Source organism: Mesorhizobium sp. C432A, from assembly GCF_030323145.1.
Taxonomy (GTDB): domain Bacteria; phylum Pseudomonadota; class Alphaproteobacteria; order Rhizobiales; family Rhizobiaceae; genus Mesorhizobium.
In genome coordinates this window covers 1,828,715-1,848,303 of the sequence record NZ_CP100470.1, presented here as the reverse complement: position 1 = coordinate 1,848,303, position 19,589 = coordinate 1,828,715, and the positions used below count along the sequence as shown (strand labels likewise).

The 19,589-nt window shown below is 63.2% G+C and carries 15 protein-coding genes and 2 pseudogenes; 8 read left to right on the top strand and 9 right to left on the bottom strand.

Annotation, left to right across the window (positions count from 1 at the left end):
* Positions 1-213: 213 nt before the first annotated feature.
* From chrA to NLY33_RS08905, 4 genes and pseudogenes are all read right to left on the bottom strand, one after another.
* On the bottom strand, positions 214-1,605 hold the full coding sequence (gene chrA, locus NLY33_RS08920) for a chromate efflux transporter (protein WP_023690134.1): 1,392 nt from the start codon (positions 1,603-1,605) through the stop codon (positions 214-216).
* Positions 1,602-2,420, bottom strand: coding sequence for a chromate resistance protein ChrB domain-containing protein (locus NLY33_RS08915; RefSeq protein ID WP_023670055.1), 819 nt, complete (start codon positions 2,418-2,420; stop codon positions 1,602-1,604). The genes chrA and NLY33_RS08915 overlap by 4 nt, the downstream gene beginning before the upstream one ends.
* Positions 2,421-2,560: 140 nt before the next feature.
* A pseudogene (locus tag NLY33_RS08910) lies at positions 2,561-3,348 on the bottom strand (3-hydroxybutyrate dehydrogenase).
* A gap of 347 nt (positions 3,349-3,695) precedes the next feature.
* Positions 3,696-4,232, bottom strand: coding sequence for a TetR/AcrR family transcriptional regulator (locus NLY33_RS08905; protein WP_023670057.1), 537 nt, complete (start codon positions 4,230-4,232; stop codon positions 3,696-3,698).
* Between the two features lie 149 nt (positions 4,233-4,381).
* Between NLY33_RS08905 and NLY33_RS08900 the strand changes: the two genes are divergently transcribed.
* Together NLY33_RS08900 and NLY33_RS08895 are read left to right on the top strand one after the other, a co-directional pair.
* Positions 4,382-5,686: an efflux RND transporter periplasmic adaptor subunit gene (locus NLY33_RS08900; RefSeq protein WP_023708598.1), complete on the top strand. Its 1,305-nt coding sequence runs from the start codon at positions 4,382-4,384 to the stop codon at positions 5,684-5,686.
* Positions 5,683-8,766: an efflux RND transporter permease subunit gene (locus tag NLY33_RS08895; RefSeq protein ID WP_023696405.1), complete on the top strand. Its 3,084-nt coding sequence runs from the start codon at positions 5,683-5,685 to the stop codon at positions 8,764-8,766. The genes NLY33_RS08900 and NLY33_RS08895 overlap by 4 nt, the downstream gene beginning before the upstream one ends.
* 164 nt (positions 8,767-8,930) lie before the next feature.
* Here the strand turns inward: NLY33_RS08895 and NLY33_RS08890 are convergent, their stop codons facing one another.
* Positions 8,931-9,392: a L,D-transpeptidase gene (locus NLY33_RS08890; protein WP_023683946.1), complete on the bottom strand. Its 462-nt coding sequence runs from the start codon at positions 9,390-9,392 to the stop codon at positions 8,931-8,933.
* A 331-nt stretch (positions 9,393-9,723) separates the two neighbouring features.
* Here NLY33_RS08890 and NLY33_RS08885 point away from each other — a divergent pair, with 331 nt between their 5' ends.
* Both NLY33_RS08885 and NLY33_RS08880 read left to right on the top strand, forming a co-directional pair.
* Positions 9,724-10,056 (top strand): hypothetical protein, encoded by a 333-nt coding sequence (locus NLY33_RS08885; RefSeq protein ID WP_023706311.1) that lies wholly within the window; start codon positions 9,724-9,726, stop codon positions 10,054-10,056.
* Between the two features lie 33 nt (positions 10,057-10,089).
* Complete coding sequence (locus tag NLY33_RS08880; protein ID WP_023670062.1) at positions 10,090-10,260, top strand: hypothetical protein; 171 nt, start codon at positions 10,090-10,092, stop codon at positions 10,258-10,260.
* Between the two features lie 71 nt (positions 10,261-10,331).
* On the opposite strand, the gene NLY33_RS08875 is transcribed toward NLY33_RS08880, so the two are convergent.
* Positions 10,332-11,036: a response regulator transcription factor gene (locus tag NLY33_RS08875; protein WP_023670063.1), complete on the bottom strand. Its 705-nt coding sequence runs from the start codon at positions 11,034-11,036 to the stop codon at positions 10,332-10,334.
* A gap of 94 nt (positions 11,037-11,130) precedes the next feature.
* On the opposite strand from NLY33_RS08875, the gene NLY33_RS08870 reads away from it, so the two are divergent.
* Together NLY33_RS08870 and NLY33_RS08865 are read left to right on the top strand one after the other, a co-directional pair.
* A complete protein-coding gene (locus NLY33_RS08870; RefSeq protein ID WP_023670064.1) occupies positions 11,131-11,859 on the top strand; it encodes a response regulator in 729 nt (242 codons plus the stop codon).
* Between the two features lie 222 nt (positions 11,860-12,081).
* Positions 12,082-14,172 carry a hybrid sensor histidine kinase/response regulator gene (locus NLY33_RS08865; RefSeq protein WP_023670065.1) on the top strand — a complete coding sequence of 697 codons (2,091 nt, stop codon included), beginning with the start codon at positions 12,082-12,084 and terminating at the stop codon, positions 14,170-14,172.
* A gap of 235 nt (positions 14,173-14,407) precedes the next feature.
* Here NLY33_RS08865 and NLY33_RS08860 read toward each other — a convergent pair whose 3' ends face one another.
* Complete coding sequence (locus NLY33_RS08860) at positions 14,408-14,788, bottom strand: hypothetical protein (protein ID WP_023670066.1); 381 nt, start codon at positions 14,786-14,788, stop codon at positions 14,408-14,410.
* Between the two features lie 503 nt (positions 14,789-15,291).
* Here NLY33_RS08860 and NLY33_RS29635 point away from each other — a divergent pair.
* Positions 15,292-15,651 (top strand): annotated as a pseudogene (locus tag NLY33_RS29635) (aromatic ring-hydroxylating oxygenase subunit alpha); the annotation flags it as partial.
* A 51-nt stretch (positions 15,652-15,702) separates the two neighbouring features.
* Positions 15,703-17,079 (top strand): ATP-binding cassette domain-containing protein, encoded by a 1,377-nt coding sequence (locus tag NLY33_RS29630; RefSeq protein ID WP_488505116.1) that lies wholly within the window; start codon positions 15,703-15,705, stop codon positions 17,077-17,079.
* A gap of 40 nt (positions 17,080-17,119) precedes the next feature.
* Here NLY33_RS29630 and NLY33_RS08845 read toward each other — a convergent pair whose 3' ends face one another.
* On the bottom strand, positions 17,120-18,415 hold the full coding sequence (locus tag NLY33_RS08845; RefSeq protein WP_023706304.1) for a flavin monoamine oxidase family protein: 1,296 nt from the start codon (positions 18,413-18,415) through the stop codon (positions 17,120-17,122).
* The gene (locus NLY33_RS08840; RefSeq protein ID WP_023670074.1) at positions 18,412-19,488 is read right to left on the bottom strand and encodes an extracellular solute-binding protein; all 1,077 of its coding nucleotides are present in this window, start codon (positions 19,486-19,488) and stop codon (positions 18,412-18,414) included. The genes NLY33_RS08845 and NLY33_RS08840 overlap by 4 nt, the downstream gene beginning before the upstream one ends.
* Positions 19,489-19,589 lie beyond the last annotated feature (101 nt).

Genomic DNA, 19,589 nt, shown 5'->3' with positions numbered 1-19,589 from the left:
GATCGACTTTGAACAGCTCGGCCAACCTCGTCAAATCAGTTCGCCAGCGCGCCGCTCTCCGCGTCGAGCAGGTTCAGCTTGGCGGTATCGGGTTCGACGTAAAGCGTATCTCCGGGGCCGGCGCTGATCCTACCAGCGCCCGCGACCGTTGTGCGCCGGCCCGGCATACCTCAAAAATCCGGCTGTGATAATGGCTGGTCGCGCCTTCGGACGCTACGCAGGCAAGGCCAGCAGCGCCAGTCCGGCCAGCGCCGAGCCGGCCAATGTCGGCAGCATGCCGATCCTCAGTTTCAGCATGGCGACCATGGCGGCCGCCGCCAGCAGCGCGGCGCGCCAATCCAGCGACGACAGCACCGGTAGCTCCATCCCAAGACCAAAACGGTGCAACGCGCCGAAGACGACATGCAGTGCGAACCACAGCGCAAGGTTCATCACCACGCCGACCACAGCCGCCGTGATCGCACTCAGCGCCGCCGACAGCGCCTTGTTGCCGCGCAGCGCCTCGATGTAGGGGGCACCCAGAAAGATCCAGAAGAAGCACGGCACGAACGTCACCCAGAGCGTCAGCAATGCGCCGAGCGATCCGGCCACAAGCGGTCCCATCGCACCGGCGTGACGATAGGCGGCGACGAAGCCGACGAACTGCAGCACCAGGATCAATGGTCCCGGCGTCGTCTCGGCCAGACCAAGCCCATCGACCATTTCACCCGGCGCCAGCCAGCCGAACGAGGTCACCGCTGCCTGCGCGACATAGGAGAGCGCAGCGTAGGCGCCGCCGAATGTGACCACCGCCATCAGGCTGAAGAAGCCGCCAAGCTGTGCCCAAACACTGGCAGGGCCGGTCAGCGCCAGGATCAGTACGACCGGCCCGAGCCAGATCGGCAGCCAGATCGCGATGGTGCGCGGCGCGTGCCATTTCGTCGGCTTGGTGTGAGCGAGGTCGCCGCGTTCGAACATGACGTCGACGGCGCCCCTGACATCGGGCAAATTGTCCTTGCCGCGTGCGGCTCCGGAAAAACGCGCCGGTGCCAAGCGGTTGCCGATCCAGCCGGTCAGCCCTGCAACCAGGATGATCAGCGGAAACGGCAGCCTGATGACATAAATGGCAAGGAACGCGGCCACCGCGATCGCCACCATCACCCGGTTCTTGAGCGCCCGTTTGCCGATGCGGAGGACCGCCTCGACGACGACGGCCAGCACCGCCGCCTTGATGCCGAAAAACAGCGCCTCGATGACAGGCGCATCATTGTAAAGCACGTAGAAGATGCTGAGGCCCAGCATGACAAACGCACCGGGCAGCACGAACAGGATGCCGGCGACGAGGCCGCCGGCGGTCCGGTGCAGCAGCCAGCCGATATAGATGGCGAGCTGCTGTGCCTCGGGGCCTGGCAGAAGCATGCAGTAGTTGAGCGCATGCAGGAACCGCTGCTCGCCGATCCAGCGGCGATCCTCGACCAATTCCTTGTGCATCAGCGCGATCTGTCCGGCCGGCCCGCCGAAGGAGAGCAGGCCGATCCTTGCCCACAGTTTCGCGGCTTGGCGGAAGGTCGGGACGACCGGAGCCTCGGTAGCCTGTGCATCGTCGTCCGCGGCGAGGGCGCTCATGGCGCTTTGCCCGCGCTGGGCCAATTGTGGGTTTCGTCAGTGGCATCGCGGCACCATCTGAAGAACGCATCGTAGAGCAGCATGCCGGCATCAAGCTGTTCGAGATCGTCGCGGAACATGCGCGACAGCCCGAGCGATGCAGCGAGGAACCCGGCCGCCTGCGGTACGAGATCGAGGCGCGCCGTATCGGCTGCACGCACGATCAGCGCAAGGCGATCGAGCGCTTCGGACCGCAACCCGAACTCTTCGATCATCGTGTCGAAGGTGCAGCGCTCGCCGCGATGGCTCCAGAACACGTCGTCGATGTCGAAGGCAACCGCCCCAAACCGATCGGCGGCCGCCAGCACTTCAGACGGCTCGACAAACAGGAACACCGCCGAGGGATCGACGAAGCGGCGGATCAGCCAGGGACAGGCGATGCGGTCGACCTTGGGGCGGGCACGCGTCACCCAGACCGTGCGGCCCTTGTCGTCGCGGGGCGGTATCTTGTCGGCCTTGACCAGAAGTCCCTTGGCCGCCTGCCACGCCTCGAAGCCGCCTTCAAGGGATTCGGCAGCAATGCCCTCATGGCGCAGCCATGCGGCAACGCCTTGCGAGAGCTTCAGCCCCTTCTGGCAGATGACGACAGCATGAGCCCCCGTGAACTCGGCCGCCCAGCTCGAAACAGACTTGAAGTCGCGCCGGCACGAGGCCGGAAGCAGCCGCGGATCGGCGTCGTAGTCTTCGTCGATGCGGACATCGACAAGAACAGGCGCGTCGGACAGACCGACAAGGCGGGAAAGCTGCGCTACGGTGATTGCGGTTGTTGACGGCATGGCGTCCACCTCCAGAGTGAGAGTTTGGACGCGATCATTGGGCTGACGCCTCACGGGGTCGTCGCGAAGGAACCCCTTGCCACAATGCTGGATTGATCCTTCGTCTTTGTCAAGGAAAGAGCGGCGCCGGGGGACCGCGCCTACTGCGCCGTCCAGCCGCCATCCATAGGCAAAGTCGTGCCGGTAATCTGCCTGGCCGAGTCCGAGCACAGAAACAGCGTCAGCGCGGCGAGCTCCTCCACGGTGACGAATTGCTTCGTCGGCTGTGCCGCCAGGAGCACGTCGCGCTTGACCTGTTCCTCGGTCATGCCGCGCGCCTTCATCGTGTCGGGGATCTGCCTTTCGACCAGTGACGTCCAGACATAGCCGGGCGCGATGGCGTTGACGGTGATGCCGTCCTGCGCGACTTCCAGCGCTACCGTCTTGGTCAGACCCGCTATGCCGTGCTTGGCCGAGACGTAAGCCGACTTGAACGGCGAGGCGACCAGTGCATGCGCCGACGCGGTGTTGATGATGCGGCCCCATTTGCGCGCCTTCATGCCGGGCACCACGGCCTTGATCGCGTAAAAGGCGGCAAGCAGATTGATGCGGATGATGGCTTCCCACTTGTCGTCGGGAAACTCCTCGATTGGCGCGACATGCTGTATCCCGGCATTGTTGACCAGAATGTCGAGGCTGCCTAAGGCCTGCTCGGCTTCGCGCACCATGGCGGTCACCGCTGCGCCGTCCATCATGTTGGCGCCGGAGTAGCGGCACTGGACGCCGAAATCCTTCTCGATGCCGGCGCGCTCCTGTTCGATCGCCGCGGCTTCGCCAAGGCCGTTGATCGTGACGTTGGAGCCCTCGCGGCAAGGGCGCGGGCAATGGCCAGGCCAATGCCGCTGGTCGATCCGGTGACGAGCGCATTCTTCGAAGAAAGGGAACCCATGGAGATCTCGCGACTGTTAGGAGGACTACAAAGGCACATAGTTTGTGCGCCGCAACATGACAATGCCATAACCATATGCCGGCGCCATCACAGCCCTAAAACGCGCTTTGCCGGCCTCGCCGAGCGCCGTCTCAAGGCTGACACGTCAAGGCTGGCACGGCAGTGTTATGGTGCGGCGCAACATAGTCGGCCGCGCATTCGCGCAGTCATTCCTGAAGCATCGATCCAACGAATCAGGGGGCTGTAGCTTGAAATCGCCGATGTCGTGATGCGTGCCTATGCCATGCCGCTCACTAACCGTCCTTTCCGCCCGGCCCGTATCGCTTCTTCGACCGCGACGCCCTAAGCTATCCCGCAATCTCCAGTAGGGCCGATACCAGCAAGTGGCGTTCGTCGGCGGACAGCACGTCGGAATCGAAGAGGTTCATGCTGCGCAGCCCTTCGATGGCCAGAAAGCAGACCAGCAGCGTCTTGAGGTCCGGCGTCTCGCTCTTCAGCCGCTGCAGCAGCTGTGACTTGAAGGCTTTTATCGGCGTCAGGAAATCCGGATCCTCGGCGATCGCCGAGAATATCCACGAAGCCGTCGGCTTCGGCTCCTCACAATCATCCGCCGAGAGCCGGATATAGGTGGCGAGCAGGCTCTCGCCGCTGGCGCCGGCGACACGGCCCGATTCCAGCGCCAGCTCGAACGCGCGCAGGTAATTCTCCACCAGGCCCTGCATCAGTTTGGCCTTGGTCGGAAAGTTATATAACAGGCCGCCTTTCGACACGCCGGCGCGGCTGGCGACGGCGTCAAGCGACAGGCTGCCGGGACCGGTCTCGCGTGCGACATCGGCGGCGGCGGCGAGTATCTTGTCGCGCGAATTTGCCCTTTGGGTCTTCATCGATCCCTTCCCCCGCACCAGCCTAGGCGGAATTGACAAGACCGTCCAGACGGTACAGTAAGTTCGCCGTCATTTGTAATCGGGACCTGGCGTCGATAAGTGTCCCGCTATTCGGCTATTTTGCCGGACACCGGCCGAGGGGACAGTTCGTGAAGCGCTTCATCTCTATCACCGCAATTCTGCTTCTGCTCGCTCTGGTGTGCGTCGGCGTTGTCGGCTTCAACCTGTTCCGCGACAACGCTATCAAACAGTATTTCGCCACCATGAAGCCGCCGGCGACGACCGTATCGACGGTTGTCGTCAAGCCTTCCGACTGGACGCCGGGCGTCGAGGCGATCGGCACGGTACGCGCCGTGCGCGGTGTCGACCTTACCGTCGAGACCAGCGGCATCGTCAAGGACATCCTTTTCCATGCCAACCAGAAGGTGCCGGTCGATTCGGTCCTGCTGCAGCTCGACGATGCCGTCGAACGCGCGGATCTGGTCGCGGCCAAGGCGCAGTCCGTGTCCGACAAGACGGCGCTCGAACGCGCGCTGGAGCTGCAGCGGCGCGGCGTCGGAACGGATGCCACGCTCGACACCGCTCAAGCCGCTGCATCGGCCTCCGCCGCGCAGGTCAACAAGCTGCAGGCCGTGCTCGATCAGAAGCAGCTGACGGCGCCGTTCGCCGGCACCGTGGGCATCCCCAAGATCGACCTCGGCCAATATCTCTCGCCCGGCAACGCAGTGGTGACCTTGCAGGATCTGGACACCATGCGGGTCGATTTCTCGGTACCCGAACAGCAGCTGCCGCTGCTCAAGATAGGCCAGGCGGTGCGGCTCGGCCTCGGCGGCACCGGCGGCGGCGCCGACATGCCGTTTGCCGGCTCCATTCGCGGCATCGATCCCAAGATCGACGCTTCAAGCCGCCTGGTGTCCGTCCGCGGCGAGGTCGCCAACCCTGACGGCAAGCTGACGCCCGGCCAGTTCGTCCAGGTTCGCGTCGAGCTGCCGCAGGAGAAAAACATTCTGTCCTTGCCGCAGACGGCATTGACGTCGAGCCTCTATGGCGACTTCGTCTTCGTCGTCGTTCCGGCGAAGCCGGCGGAAGGCGCCCCAGCCGCGAAACCCGAGGAAAAGCCTGCCGCGGGGGCCGACGCAGCAAAGCCGGCGGCAGATGCAAAGCCGGCAGACGCGAAACCGGCTGCCGAAGACGCCGCGGCGAAGCCCGCGGACAAGCCGGCTGTCGACCCCGCGAAGCCCGCGGCAGAACCGGAAAAGCCGGCGCTCGTGCTGTCGCAGGTGTTCGTGAAGCCCGGCCGCCGCAACGACGGCATGGTCGAGATCATCGAGGGCATCAAGACCGGTGACGAGGTCGTCACCGCCGGTCAGAACCGTCTCTTCAACGGCATGTCCGTCGCTGTCGACAACACCATTGACCCCAGCAAGTCGGCTAACCAGCAGGCTCAGCAATGAACTTTTCCGACATCTTCATTCGCCGGCCGGTCCTCTCCACCGTCCTCGCCTGCATGATCCTGCTCCTGGGTTTCCAGGGCATCTTCAACCTGTCGATCCGGCAGTATCCCAAGGTTGACGAGACGGCGATCACCATCACCACCGCCTATCCCGGCGCCAGCGCCGACCTGATCCAGGGCTTTATCTCCGCCCCGATCGCGCGGGCCGTCGCCTCGACCGAGAACATCGACTACGTCACCTCGTCCAGCCGGCCGTCTTCGAGCACTGTGGTCGTCCAGATGAAGCTCGGCTCCAATCCGGATGTCGCGCTCACCGAGGTCCTGTCGAAGGTGCAGGGCGTACGCGGCACCTTGCCGGATGCATCCAAGGACCCGGTCATCGTCAAGGGCACCGGCCAAGAGTTCGCGATGATGTACATCTCGATGCAGAATCCGAACATGAGCAAGGAGCAGCTCACCGAATATATCGAGCGCGTCGTGCGGCCCCGCATGTCGACGGTCGAAGGTGTCGCCGACGTGCAGATCTTCGGCGCCGAGGAATATTCGATGCGGGTCTGGATCGACCCGGTCAAGCTTGCTGCGCGTGGCGTCACCGCCGCCGAAGTGCTGGCGGCGATCAACAACTCCAACTTCCTGTCGGCGCCCGGCAACACCGAGAACGAATATGTCGTCTCCTCGATCACGGTTCGCTCGACGCTGCAGACGCCTGAGGCCTTTGCCGAGCTTCCGCTGCGCTCGACGGACGGCCAGGTGGTGCGCTTGCGCGACGTGGCGCGAGTCGAGCTTGCCGCCGAGAGCACCGACACGAGGGTGAGCTTCAATGGCAAGCCCGGCACCTTCCTCGCCATCTTCCCGACGCCGGCCGCCAACCCGCTGACAACGGCGGAGGCGATCCACAAGATCGTGCCTTTGATTCAAGAGACGCTGCCGAAAGGCATGACCATCGAAATCGTCTACGATTCCACCGAACAGATCAGCGCCTCGATCGATGAAGTGTTCAAGACCATCGCCGAAGCCGTCGCCATCGTCGTCGTGGTCATCCTGTTGTTCCTCGGCTCATTCCGCTCGGTGATGATGCCGATCGTGACCATCCCGCTGTCGCTGGTCGGCGTCTGCTTTCTTTTGTTTGCGGTCGGCTATTCGATCAACCTTCTGTCGCTGCTGGCCATGGTGCTGGCCATCGGCCTTGTCGTCGACGACGCTATCGTGGTGGTGGAGAACATTCATCGCCACATGGAGGAGGACCACATGTCGCCGATGCAGGCGGCCTTCAACGGCATGCGCGAGATTTTCTCCGCCATCGTGGCCATGACCATCACGCTCGCCGCCGTGTTCGCGCCGCTGGCCTTCACCGGCGGCCTGACCGGCGCGCTGTTCCGCGAGTTCGCGGTGACGCTCGCCGGTTCGGTGGTGCTGTCCGGCCTCATAGCCGTCACCATCACGCCGATGATGGCGGCGCGTCTGCTCAAGGCGGGATCGCACAGTCGCTTCCAGCGCGTCGTCGACGGAACCTTCAGCCGTGTCGAGCATGTCTATGAGCGGGCGGTCACCGCCTCCTTGAGAAATCGACCGGTGACGCTGCTGATGGTCGTGGCGCTGGTTGCGCTCACCGGCTTCATGTTCACCAAGACCTCGAGCGAACTGGCGCCGGAAGAGGACCAGGGCTTCCTGTTGTCGATCGTGACGGCACCGCGCTACGCGACCTCGGACTACACCGAGACCTACGTCAACCAGATCCTCGGCCTGGTGAAGGACATTCCCGAAACCAGGGCGCAATTCTCTGCCGTTGCCTTTGGCGGCGCCACCAACGGCGCCTTTGTCGGCTTCGCCTTCAAGGATTGGGCCGAGCGCCAGCGCAACTCAAAGGAGCTTCAAGCCGATATCCAGGGACGCCTCGGCAAGGTGGCCGGCGTCGAGGCCTTCGTCTTCGCGCCGCCGACGCTGCCGGGCTCCGGCGGCGGCCTGCCGATCTCCATGGTGGTGCGCTCGACCGGTGGCTCCGCCGAGGTCTACGAGGCGGCCGAGCAGATTAAGAACAAGGCGCAGGCCTCCGGCCGCTTCATCGTCGTGCAAAACTCGATGTCCTTTGACGCTCCGCAGGTGACGGTGACCATCGACCGCGACCGCGCGGCGGCTCTCAACCTGCCGATCGCCGACATCGGCCAGACGCTGACGCTGCTGGTCGGCGGCGCCGAAGTGGCTCAGTTCGACCGCGACTCCAACAGCTACGACATCATCCCGCAGGTGCCGAAGGAATTCCGCGACAATCCCGAGAAGCTCGGCGAATATTTCGTGCGTAGCGTGACCGGCGAAATGGTGCCGCTTTCAGCGGTAGTGAAGATTTCGACCAACGCCGCGCCGGCCGCGATCGAGCAGTTCAACCAGCTGAACTCGGCGACGATATCAGCGCTGCCGCTTCCCGGCGTCACCACGGGCGACGGGCTGCAGACCCTGGAGAACCTTGCCAAGGAGAGCCTGCCCGATACCTTCTTCATCGATTATTCCGGCCAGTCCCGGCAGGAGAAGGAGCAGGGCAACACGATCCTTATCGCGTTCGCAGCCGCCGTAATCGTCATCTATCTGGTGCTGGCGGCGCAGTTCGAAAGCTTCCGCGACCCGCTGATCATCATGATGGCGGTGCCACTGTCGATCTTTGGCGCCATCGTGCCGCTCAATCTGGGGCTTGGAACGCTCAATATCTACACGCAGGTCGGCCTGATCACACTGATAGGTCTGATCACCAAGCATGGCATTCTTCTGGTCGAGTTCGCCAACCAGCAGCGCGAGCTGCATGGCATGAGGCGGCGCGATGCGATCGTCGCCTCGGCCAAGGTGCGCTTGCGGCCGATCCTGATGACGACAGCGGCGATGGCGCTCGGCGTCGTGCCGCTGATCGTGTCCAGTGGTGCTGGTGCGGCGGCGCGCTATTCGATGGGCCTCGTGATCTTCACCGGCATCCTGGTCGGAACCATGTTCACCCTGTTCGTGGTGCCGATGTTCTACACCTTCATCGCCAGCAAGGACCTGCCGCACCACGCCGAAAAGCCAGACCCGAAGCTGATGCCGGTGCACGCGGACTGAGCTGCGAACGGCGTTAGCGAACAAACGAAAAGAGGCCGGAAATTTCCGGCCTCTTTTTTGACTGGATTGATTTACCGCGAAGCTCTGATGGAGCTTCAGGCGGGAACTTGCGGTGCGGCATGACCTGGCCGGCTGCGCTGCACCATCGCTCCAAACGCAGTCTGCTACTTGACGATGACGATGCTGGTGTTGGTCGGGCCGAAGGTTTCGACCAACTGGTAGAAGTCGGCGGCATTGTCGGGATGCAGCCGCACGCAGCCATGCGACGCCGGCCGTCCCAGCCGCTTGATGGCGTTGGTCGCATGCACGGCGTAGCCGCCGCTGAAGAAGACCGAATGCGGCATCGGCGCGTTGTCGTATTTCTTCGAATGCCACATCTCGTGCATGCGGGTCGGCTTGAACGAGCCGGTCGGCGTGACATGCGCACTGTCGCCGGTCGAGACCTTCCAGGCGAAAGTCGGCCGGCCATCGACCAGCACTTCCATGGTCTGCTGCGACAGCGAAACACGCGCCACGATCTGGTTTGCCGCGGCATGGGCGGTGCTGTTGGCGGTGCCAAGCAGAAGCGCGGCGCCGCCGGCTGCGGCGGTGACGTTGATGAGTTTGGCGGAAATGGCTTTGTACATGATGGCTCCTCTTTGCCGGTCCTGCCGGCGTCAATTCGGTGGCCGCCTTATCCCCGCGCCATGTTTCAGACTGACTTCGCTGAGGCTCGTTTGTGTTTCGAATCTGTTTCCTCTGGTTAACAAGCAAGGTGGACAAGGGAAGCGTGCTCCGCCTTCGCTGCGCACTCCCGATCACGCACCGCGCCCCCAAACGAAAGTGCTGATGTCCTTATATGAAAGAAGATTGGCTTCGCTCGAAACCGACTTGCAACAAAGCGCGGCCTGGGCGGCATGATCTGGTTACAGGCTCGCGGCACAGTCATCCCAACGAGAACAGCCGGCGCCAACGAAAATGAGCATCAAATCGACCACCCTGTCCTGGCTCTTCAGGATAAGCATCGCCGCATTTGTCGTCGGCGGCATCGGCACAGTAGCCGGCACCCCGATGACGAAACTGGCGGTGATGAATTCGGGTGAGATTTCGACGCTGCATGCCGCGCTGTTCATAGCCTTGGTCTGGATTGTCTCCAGTCTGCGCATCAGCCGTCTCAGGGCCCTCTGGCGGGTCGGCCTCGGGTTGAAGTGGATGCGCGGCCCCTCCGGCAACTTGCTGCCGAGAGGACCGAAGGCCCGCGTCGCAACGGGGGGCTCCGTGGGCGACGCGGGCACTTCGGGTTTATCCTGAAGCACCCGCGGTTCTGATTTTTGGGGACAACCGATGAAGACGAAATCTGCAGCCTCCGTGCTTTCGGTACTGCTCTATGCACAAGGCCTGCTCGGCTTTGCCGGTCTCGCCACGGTTCTCCTGAAGGACCGCGCGCATGCCGCCAGCGAAATCGTAGTCGCCAGCGAATTGCCGTCGGGACCATCGCTTCTGGTGGTGCGCTGACGCCTATGCATGGCGCCCGAGATTGCGCAGCTTTTTTGGGCGAGCCGAGGAACAATCCAGCCTCCCGACCCTCAGTCGGCGCGCTGCGTCGGCGGGTCGAACCGGTAGCCTGCGCCGCGTATAGTTGTGATGGTTTCGGTGTCGAGCTTGCGGCGCAGCCGCACGATGCGCGAATCGATCGAGCGGTCGAAGGCATCGGCATTTTCGGCGGGCGCCGCCGCAATGATGTCGTCGCGCGTCAGCACCTTGCGCGGGCTGGCCAGAAACAGCCTGAGCAGCGCCACCTGGCCCGGCGACAGCTGTTCTTCCGTACCCGAACGGTGCATGACGATGGCCGACCGCAAATCGACGGTGGCATTTTCCAGCACGATCAGTTCCTGGGCGGACCTGCCGCGCCGCGTCAGCAGGCCGCCGATGCGCGCGGCAAGCTCCCTGACATTGAGCGGACTTTCGACGACATCTGCGGCGCCAAGCTCGAGCGCCAGCACCTTGTCGACCAGATCGGCCGGCCGGCAGATCAGGATGAAATCCGGCCCCGCCTTCCCGTCCGCGCTCTGGCCGCCGCCATAACGCCTGAGCAGGTCCCGCCCCTCCGCCTGGCTGAGGCTGTCGCCGACGATGACGATATCGATGCCTCCGGCCGAAAGCAGGGATTCAGCTTCCCAGGGCTGCCGCGCCTCGCGCACGTCATGGCCGCGCCGGTCGAGATGATCGGCAAGATCGCCGGCCACCACATCGGCGACGGAAACCAGCGCGATGACGGATCGTGCAGCCATGTTTTTCTTCCCGTTCCCCCGCAACCGGATATGAGTGCTGGACATCATGTTTATACCCAATCTACTTTCCGCTGAAAGCGGGAGCGAGGCCATAGTGCGGGCACGGATTGTCATCGTCGAGGACGAGCCCGATCTCCGGGACGCGGTCGCCGAGTATCTCGGCGCCAACGGCTACGATGTGACCCAGGCCGGAAGCGCGGCCGAGGCGCGCGCCTTGCTGGAGACGGAATCGTTTCATTTGGCCATTCTCGACATCGCCATGCCGGGCGAGGACGGACTGTCGCTCGGCCGCTGGCTGCGCTCGAAAATACCGGTCGGCATCATCTATGCCACGGCTGCCGGCACCGCACTCGACCGCATTGTCGGGCTGGAGCTTGGCGCCGACGACTACATCGTCAAGCCCTACGAGTTGCGTGAGGTGCTGGCTCGTGTGCGCAGCGTGCTGCGCCGCGTTCCGCAGCCGAGCCCGCCCCAGGCGGCGAAGACACAAGCCGATGGCGGCCGCCGCCTGACCTTCGGCCCGTTCCAGGCCGACCTCGACGGCAGGCTTGTCACCGGCGCCAACGGCGCCGTCATCGACATGGCCAAGAGCGAGTTCGATGTGCTGGAGGTTTTCCTGACCCGCGCCAACCGGCTGTTGACGCGATCGGCGATCTCCGAGGCGATTGGTTTTGTCGAGGATCCTGAATCGTCGCGCGCCGTCGACATTCGCATCATGCGGCTGCGCAAGAAGATCGAAACCGATCCGGCCAATCCGAAATTTTTGCGCACAGTGCGCGGCGAAGGCTATATCTTCTCGCTGCCGACCGGTGACGGGCACTAGAGCAATTACAGGAAAAGTGTACGCGGTTTTCCGCCCGGAATTGCGTAAAAACAAAGAGATAGAGGCTTCTCCGTTTCCGTGAAACGGTGAAACGCTCTAGCAATTCCAGGAACAGTGCGTAGCGATTTCCGTTCGGGATTACATTGAAACATGGAGCGTTTCACCTTTTTCGTGAAATGCTCCATAGCTGCCTAATTCGACGGCCCTTTACTGATGGCTGACATGACCGCTGAACCAGCACCACGTATGGACCCGCAAGGCGCTCGCCAGAGCGCCGCGATGGCGGCTGTGCGCGTCGTCCGCCGGTTGCGCGATGCCGGCGACTGGCAGCGCGAGATGGAAACCATCCTCGAAACGCTCTGCAGCGCCATGAATTGCCAGCGCGGCATCCTGTTCAGGCTGCGCGAATTGCCCGGCCAGGGCTTCGCCCAATCGGTCGCCGCCTACTGGATCGATCCTCGCTTCGGCGGCGAACTGGCTTCGCCGACGGTGATCATGCAGTCGATCGTCGATACCGATCCGCTGCTGGAGCGGATTGGAGAGGACGAGCGGCAAGGCAAGATCTTCGCCGGCCATACGCGCGATCTCGACGGGTTCCTCAGGGCCGATTTCGAAAAGCAGCACATCAAGTCGTTCCTGTCGGTATCGGTGTTCGCGCACGGTCATCTGTGGGGCACGTTCGCGGTCAACGACTGCCTAAACGAGCGCGAATGGACCGAAGAGGAAGAGGCGACGATGCACATCATCGCGCTCGCCATCGGCGACGCCATCGAGCACTCGCCGTCCGACGCCCATGCCAGCGAAGTCATCCGCCGCACCATGCTGCAGGCGTCGCTCGACGCCATCATCGTCATCGACGAGACCGGCTCGATCATCGAATTCAATCCGGCCGCCGAAAAGATGTTCGGCTATCAGCGCAGCGACATCCTCGGCAAGGACCTGCTCGATACCGTGGTGCCGGAATATTACCGCAAGGGCTATGTCTCGGGCGCCGAATACATGTCTGGCCGCGGCGCGCCGATGGTTGGCCAACGGCTTGAGACCGTGACACAGAATGCGGCCGGCGAGGTGTTTCCCATCGAATTGACGGCGACCGAGATGCGGGTGGCTGACCGTCAGCTCATCTTCGGTTCGATCCGCGATCTGCGCGATAAGCTGCGCGCCGAAGAAGAGATCAACCGCCAGCGCGAAAAACTGCACCAGAACGAGAAGATGGCGGCGATGGGTTCACTGCTGGCCGGTGTTTCGCACGAGCTCAACAACCCGCTCGCCGTGGTCGTTGCGCAGTCGACGCTGCTGCATGAATTCGCCACCGACCCGCAGACCAAGGTTCGCGCCGAGAAAGTGCGCGCCGCTGCCGAGCGCTGCGGCCGCATCGTCAAAAGCTTCCTGTCGATGGTGCGCCTGCATCCGGCGGCGCAGGCCGAGACCGATCTCAACCAGGTGATCCGCGCCGCACTCGAAGTAACCGCCTATGGCGCACGCTCGAGCGGCATCATCATCGACACCGATTTCGCGCCCGGCCCGCTGCTGGCGATGGCCGATGCCGACCACGTCACGCAGGTGGCCGCCAATTTCCTGATCAACAGCCAACACGCTCTGGCCGGTATCGGCGGCGACCGCCTGATCAAGGTGCGGACATTCCGCAGCGATCGCGGCAACCCCGGGTTTTCGGTCGAGGACAACGGACCGGGCATTCCCGAGGCGATCCGCAGCCGCATCTTCGAATCCTATTTCACCACCAAGCCGGTCGGCGTCGGCACCGGCATCGGCCTGTCGATCTCGAAATCGATCGTCGAGCGCCACAACGGCAATATCTGGTTCGAGGAGGTGCTGCCGCGTGGCGCGCGCTTCGTCGTCCAGCTGCCGGTAATCACCGGCGGCGCGGCAGCAGCCGGCGACAGCCCGGCTCGTTCCAGCGGCTTGCGCCATGCGCTGATCATCGACGACGAACCCGACGTCGCCGGCTCCCTCTCCGACATCCTGGAACTGATGGGTATCAAGTCGCGGGTCGTGCCGGCCTGGACGTCGGCGGCGGCGACCTTGACCGGCCACATGCCGCCAGACATCGTCTTTTCCGACTTGCGCATGCCCGGCACCAGCGGCATTGCCATCTACCGCGAATTGCTCGCCGACAACCTGGCGCTGGCCAAACGCTTCGTGTTGGTAACCGGCGACCTGATCGGCGCCAAGGCCGAGATCGAAGCCTTGCCGGCGCCGCAGCGCCCGCAAATCCTGGAAAAGCCGTTCTCGACGCTGGACGTCCGCGGCGTACTCTCGGCAATAGCCGACCAGGTCGCCGCCGCCGGCTAAGTTTTCCGAAGCACCCACGTAGGGTCTATCGAGATTCGGGTCAGGCGGAGTCGAGAATGGTGGTTCCCGAGAACCGGAGCGGAGCGTACTTGAAGTACGCGAGCACCGGAAGCGCAGGGAACCTCCATGCGCAGGCCGGCCTCACCCGAATATCGATAGGCCCTAAAAAAGAGGCTCCCGACCGAGGGAAGCGGCGGGAGCCAAGAACGAGCGCGGGAGGAAGCGCTCGGGAGGTTCAGAAAACGTTGGGTGTCGTGGTCAGCGGCGCTGCGTTGGCGATCATGCGGACGGAACGCGCCTTGTGCACGCCGGACTGGGCGGCGATGACGCGCAGGCACTCCGCGCTCTCGGCGCCCCAGGCCTGACCCTGGCAGGCAAAATCGATTTCCGGCTCCGGCAGCCGGGCGGTCTTGATGGTGGTCGGCGCGCCCTGGACAACATTGGCCGGCGGGTTGAGCGAAGCAAAAGCCGGACCGGAAGCCGGTGTCAGGAACATGACGGCCAGAGCGCAGGCGCCCAGCATGGAGAACATCGCAACCGGATGGTCGCTGGCGCGCTGACGCAGTGCCAGTTTGGCGCGTCGTTCGTTGCTAGTGATCTCGACTTTCGTATGCATTGCTGCTCCCCTTCGTTTTCTTATGAAACGAACCTAAGCGCGCCTGGTAACGGGCGAATGATGCGCTTGGCTTGCCCGCGTAACAGGTTTGAAACAAGAAATTCGGGCATATCCGGACAGATCCGGTCATGTGCCGACGGCAAGATGCGTTTGCGAAGCTGTTTCATCCGGGCAATCAAATGTTGACGACAGGCGGGCCGCGAACGCACCAAGCCCGCTTCCTGTCGGCCGCACTATGAACAAGCTCACACTGCGGATCGAATTTGCGGACGCCAGGTATTTTCGTCTCGGAGCGGGCCGTGTTTGCAAGCTCGGCACGGCCAAATCCGCATGCCGGACAGCTATTTCACGCCCCCGGTTAACGCCCGGATATTCCGGGATTTTCTGGCTTTCAGCTGGTCCTGTTGTGCCGACTTGAAAAGTTGTGATTTCTACAAGCCATTGCATTTCAATGTAAAATATGGTTTTATTGAATGAGTATTCAATAAAAGAAGAGCTTTTTTATGAACCCGCATCTCCGTGACGTGGCGATCCCCAATGATTGGGACCGGCGGGGTCTGCCGGGCTGGAGTTATCACTCCGACGCGCTTCTCGAACTTGAGAAGGAATACGTCTTCCGCAACCATTGGCAGATCGCCGGCCATGTCTGCGACGTGCCGAATGCCGGCGACTATCTGACTATGGACGTGGTCGGCGAGCGGGCGCTCATCGTGCGCGGCAAGGACGGCGTCGTGCGCGCCTTCAACAACATGTGCCGGCATCGCGGCAGCCGCGTCGTCGCCGACAGCCAGGGCACCTGCAAGAACGCGCTGGTCTGCCCGTTCCATGGCTGGGTCTACAATCTCGACGGCACGCTGCGCGGCGCCGCCCGGCCGCGCTCCTTCCCCGAGCTCGACAAGACCGAATTCGGCCTGATGCCGCTCGACCTTGAGATATGGATGGGCTTCATCTTTGTCCGCTTTCGCAAGGGCGGCCCGCAGCCTTCGGTGGCCGAACTGTTGAAGCCGATCGAGGCCGAGATGGCACACTACAACGTGGCCGAGATGGTGCCGTCCTGGGGCATCTGGACACAGAAAACGCCGGTCAACTGGAAGTCGGTGCGCGACGTCGACAATGAAGGCTACCACGTCGCCATGGCGCATCCGGCGCTGCAGGATCTCTACGGCTCGACCTATTTCGACGAGCCGTTCATCAACGGCGTGTCGCGCTCGTTTGCCACCTACAATCCGCATGCCGGCCGGCGCTGGAGCGTGCGCGAATACATCAAGCTCACGCCCGATGCCTCACACCTGCCGGAGCATCTGCGCAGGGCCTGGATCTATTACGGCATCTTCCCCAACAACGCGCTGTCGATCATGCCGGAATCGGTGCAGTTCTATCAGGAGTTCCCGCTGTCGGGCGGCCAGTCGATGGAAGGCATCCCGGCCAACCGCCGGCCGACCAACATGGTGTTCCAGAGCTATGCCATCTTCCCGCATCTCAATGTCGAGCAGAATGTCGCCTATGGGCTGAAACGGCTCAGGCTGGGAGGAACGGAAGAAAAGCGCCGCGTCGAGGAAGCGCTGGCGCAGGTGTCGCTCACCGGCCTCGGCAAACGCCTCGCCACCGAGCTTTCCGGCGGCCAGCGCCAGCGCGTGGCGCTCGCCCGCGCCTTGGTGATGCGGCCCAAAGTGCTGCTGCTCGACGAGCCGCTGTCGGCTCTCGACAAGAAATTGCGCGAGCAGATGCAGGTCGAACTGCGCCGCCTGCAGCAGGCGGTCGGCATCACCTTCGTGCTGGTCACCCATGACCAGTATGAGGCGCTCGCTATGTCCGATCGCATCGCCGTAATGTTCGGCGGCAAGATCGCCCAGGTCGCCTCGCCCAAGGAAATCTACCAGCGGCCGGTCAACCGCCAGGTCGCCGACTTCCTCGGCGGCATGAATTTCGTAAAAGCTGAGATCGTCGAGGAGAATGCCGCCTCGCTGGTCGTCGGCACGCTGGGCTTCGGCCGCGTCCGGACCGACAAGCCGAAAGCCTTCGTGCGCAATGGCGGCGGCGCCACGCTGGGCATCAGGCCGGAGCGATTGCGCGTGCTGTGGGACAACGCGACGGCGAAATTCGAAGTGGCCGGCAAGGTGGTCGAACGCCACTATTTTGGCGAGATCACCCATCTCATCGTCGAGATACCCGGATTGGAAAAGCCACTGTCGGTCACCGAGACCAACGACTTCGGCGCCGACGATATCCCCGTCGGCACTTCGATCCGCCTCGGCTACGATCCGGAGGCCTTGGTGGCGATGGCGGACTGAGCATGATCCCGAAAAGTGGAAACCGGTTTTCGGAATAAGATCATGCTCCACTAAGAATTTTAAGTTCCGTCGCGATCTGTTTGGCTGCGATCCGCCCCATCACGATGGCGCCTTCGACATAGCCCGGGAATGACGGCGACAGTTCCGACGATGCGAAATGAACAGGATCTGCGCCGGCACGGATCGTGCGCTCGGCATCCCGTGCCGTCACATCGACAATAAGGTCGCTGTAGGCGCCGCCGCTCCAGCGGTCATCGATCCAGTCGCGCTGGCTGAAATCGATAATATCGGCCGCCTCCGGGCCAAGGGCATCAACGAGCCTTGCCGTGACCTCCGCACGCAGCGCCGCGTCCGCGAGCGGACGCCAATGCAAGGCCAGCGGTCCGCCGACGAAGACGACCAGCGCGGCATGTTGCGCATCCTTGCTGGCGTCACAGGCGAACAGGCCCGGCAGGTCGCGCCACATCACCATGCCGCACAGGTCGCGCTCGCGCCAGAACGGCGTGGGATAGCGCACCAGGATCTTGATCACCGCACCGCTTTCCCAGACACCGAGCGCCTTTGCGAGAGCCGGCGGCAGAGCGGGCGCGAAATCCAGCTTCGCGGCCGTCGCCGGCGGCAGCGCGACCAGCACTTTTCGCGCTTCGATGGAGTTGCTCGCCGAGACGGCACGAACCCGTTGCGGCCCGTGCTCGATGCGCGTAACCGGTTCGTTCAGCCAAACCCTGTCGCCGAGATCTCCCGCCATGTCCTCGGCCAGCGACTGCATGGTTTCGAGCAGCGAATATTGCAGCTCGGGCATCTCGTTGGTGATGCGGCGGTCATTGTCGATGAGGTACCACAGCGGCACCTTGTCCATCGCCAGGCACCACAGGCCTTCGATCATCGAGCGGAAAGCCGTCTTGGCGTCAGTGGGATCAGGCTGGCGTTCGAGCCAGGCGGCAGCGCTCATGCCGGCGATCGAGGGATCGTCCGGCTCGATCGCATTCATCCGCTCGCGGATTGCCATCGCGCCATGATAGGTCCGTTCGGCCTCTTCGACCGACAGCGATGGATGGGTGATGAAATCGCCATTCACATAGGTTTCGACGAAGGCCTTGCCACGGGACGCGGCCAGCGCCGTCACCTCCGGCATGTCTTCGCAGAAAAACTGGCCGCCGCTGTCGATGCGCTCGCCAAGCCCGTTGCGAATAGCCTCGACCCTGCCGCCGACGCGGTCGCGTGCTTCGAGCAGCACGACATCGATGCCGGCCTTTCTCAGCTCAAGCGCAGCCGACAGGCCGGTGAAACCGGCGCCGACGATGACGACATCGGTTCTTTCAGTCCTGTCGCTCAATAGCCGGCCTTGATCTTCTCGAATTCCGTGACCATGCGCTGCTTGAGCTCAGGCGGCACCGGCTGCTGGAACAGCGTCTTGTCCAAGAACTTGTCGAGATTGTCGAAGCCACGGTCGCTCAGCACCTGATGGTCGATCGCGGCCATCCCGGCGCTGTTGCCGTGGCCGTAGCCGAAGGTCTTGACCAAGTAATCGGACACGGCATGCGCGTTGACCGCACTGAGGAAATCATAGGCCTGATCGAGCTTGCCCGGCGCATCCTTCATCAGCACATAGCCGCACACCCAGGTGGATATGCCTTCCCTGGTGTCGCGGTTCATGGCGATCGGCATGCCTTGGCCCTTGAGCGTCACGAAGGTCTCATTCCAGCCCCAGACTAGGTCGACCTCATTGCCGGTAAAGGCCTGGTTGAGGTCGGTGTCGTCGGTCCAGTAAAAGCGGATGTTCTTGTGGACGTCACGCAGGAAGGCGGACGCCTCCTGGAACTGCGCGTCGGTCATCTTGGTCCAGTCCTTGAGGCCGATGACCAGGCTGGCCAGCGCATAGGCGTCATCGACATTGTCGCCGATGGTGACGCGGCCCTTGAATTTGGGATCGGCGAAAATCTTCAGCGACTGCGCTTCCTCCGCCGTGACCTTGTCGGTGCGGTAGAGCAGCGAAGTGTTGCCCCAATCGAACGGCATGAACCAGGCCTTGCCGTCGGCGGTGACGGCGAGATCCTTCATCGCCATGATGCCGGGATTGAGATCCTTCCAGCCGGCGATCCGCGAGGTGTCGAGCGGTTGCAGAATGCCGGCCGCGCGCCACTTGGTCACGCTTTGCGAGCAGGGGTGGGCGATGTCGGCCTTGAAGCCGGCGCGCATCTTCTGGAACGCTTCCTCCTCGTCGCCGAAGAAAGCAAAGGTCGGCTCGGCGCCGTATTTGGCGGTGTAGTCGGGGTGCAGCAACGGATCTTCATAGCCTGACCAGTCGAACACGACGAGGTCGCCGCCGCCTTCGGCATAAGCAAGCACGGCGCCGGCGCCGACTGTAAGAGCAGCGGCAAGGGCGAGGCGGCGAAGCATGGAATTCATGGCGCGAAACTCCTCATCGCGAAAAGCGGCCGGGCGACGTTACGGAATTTCAGCGGCCTTGGCGAGACCGTCTGCCCGGCGCACTGACAGGCAGACGGAGG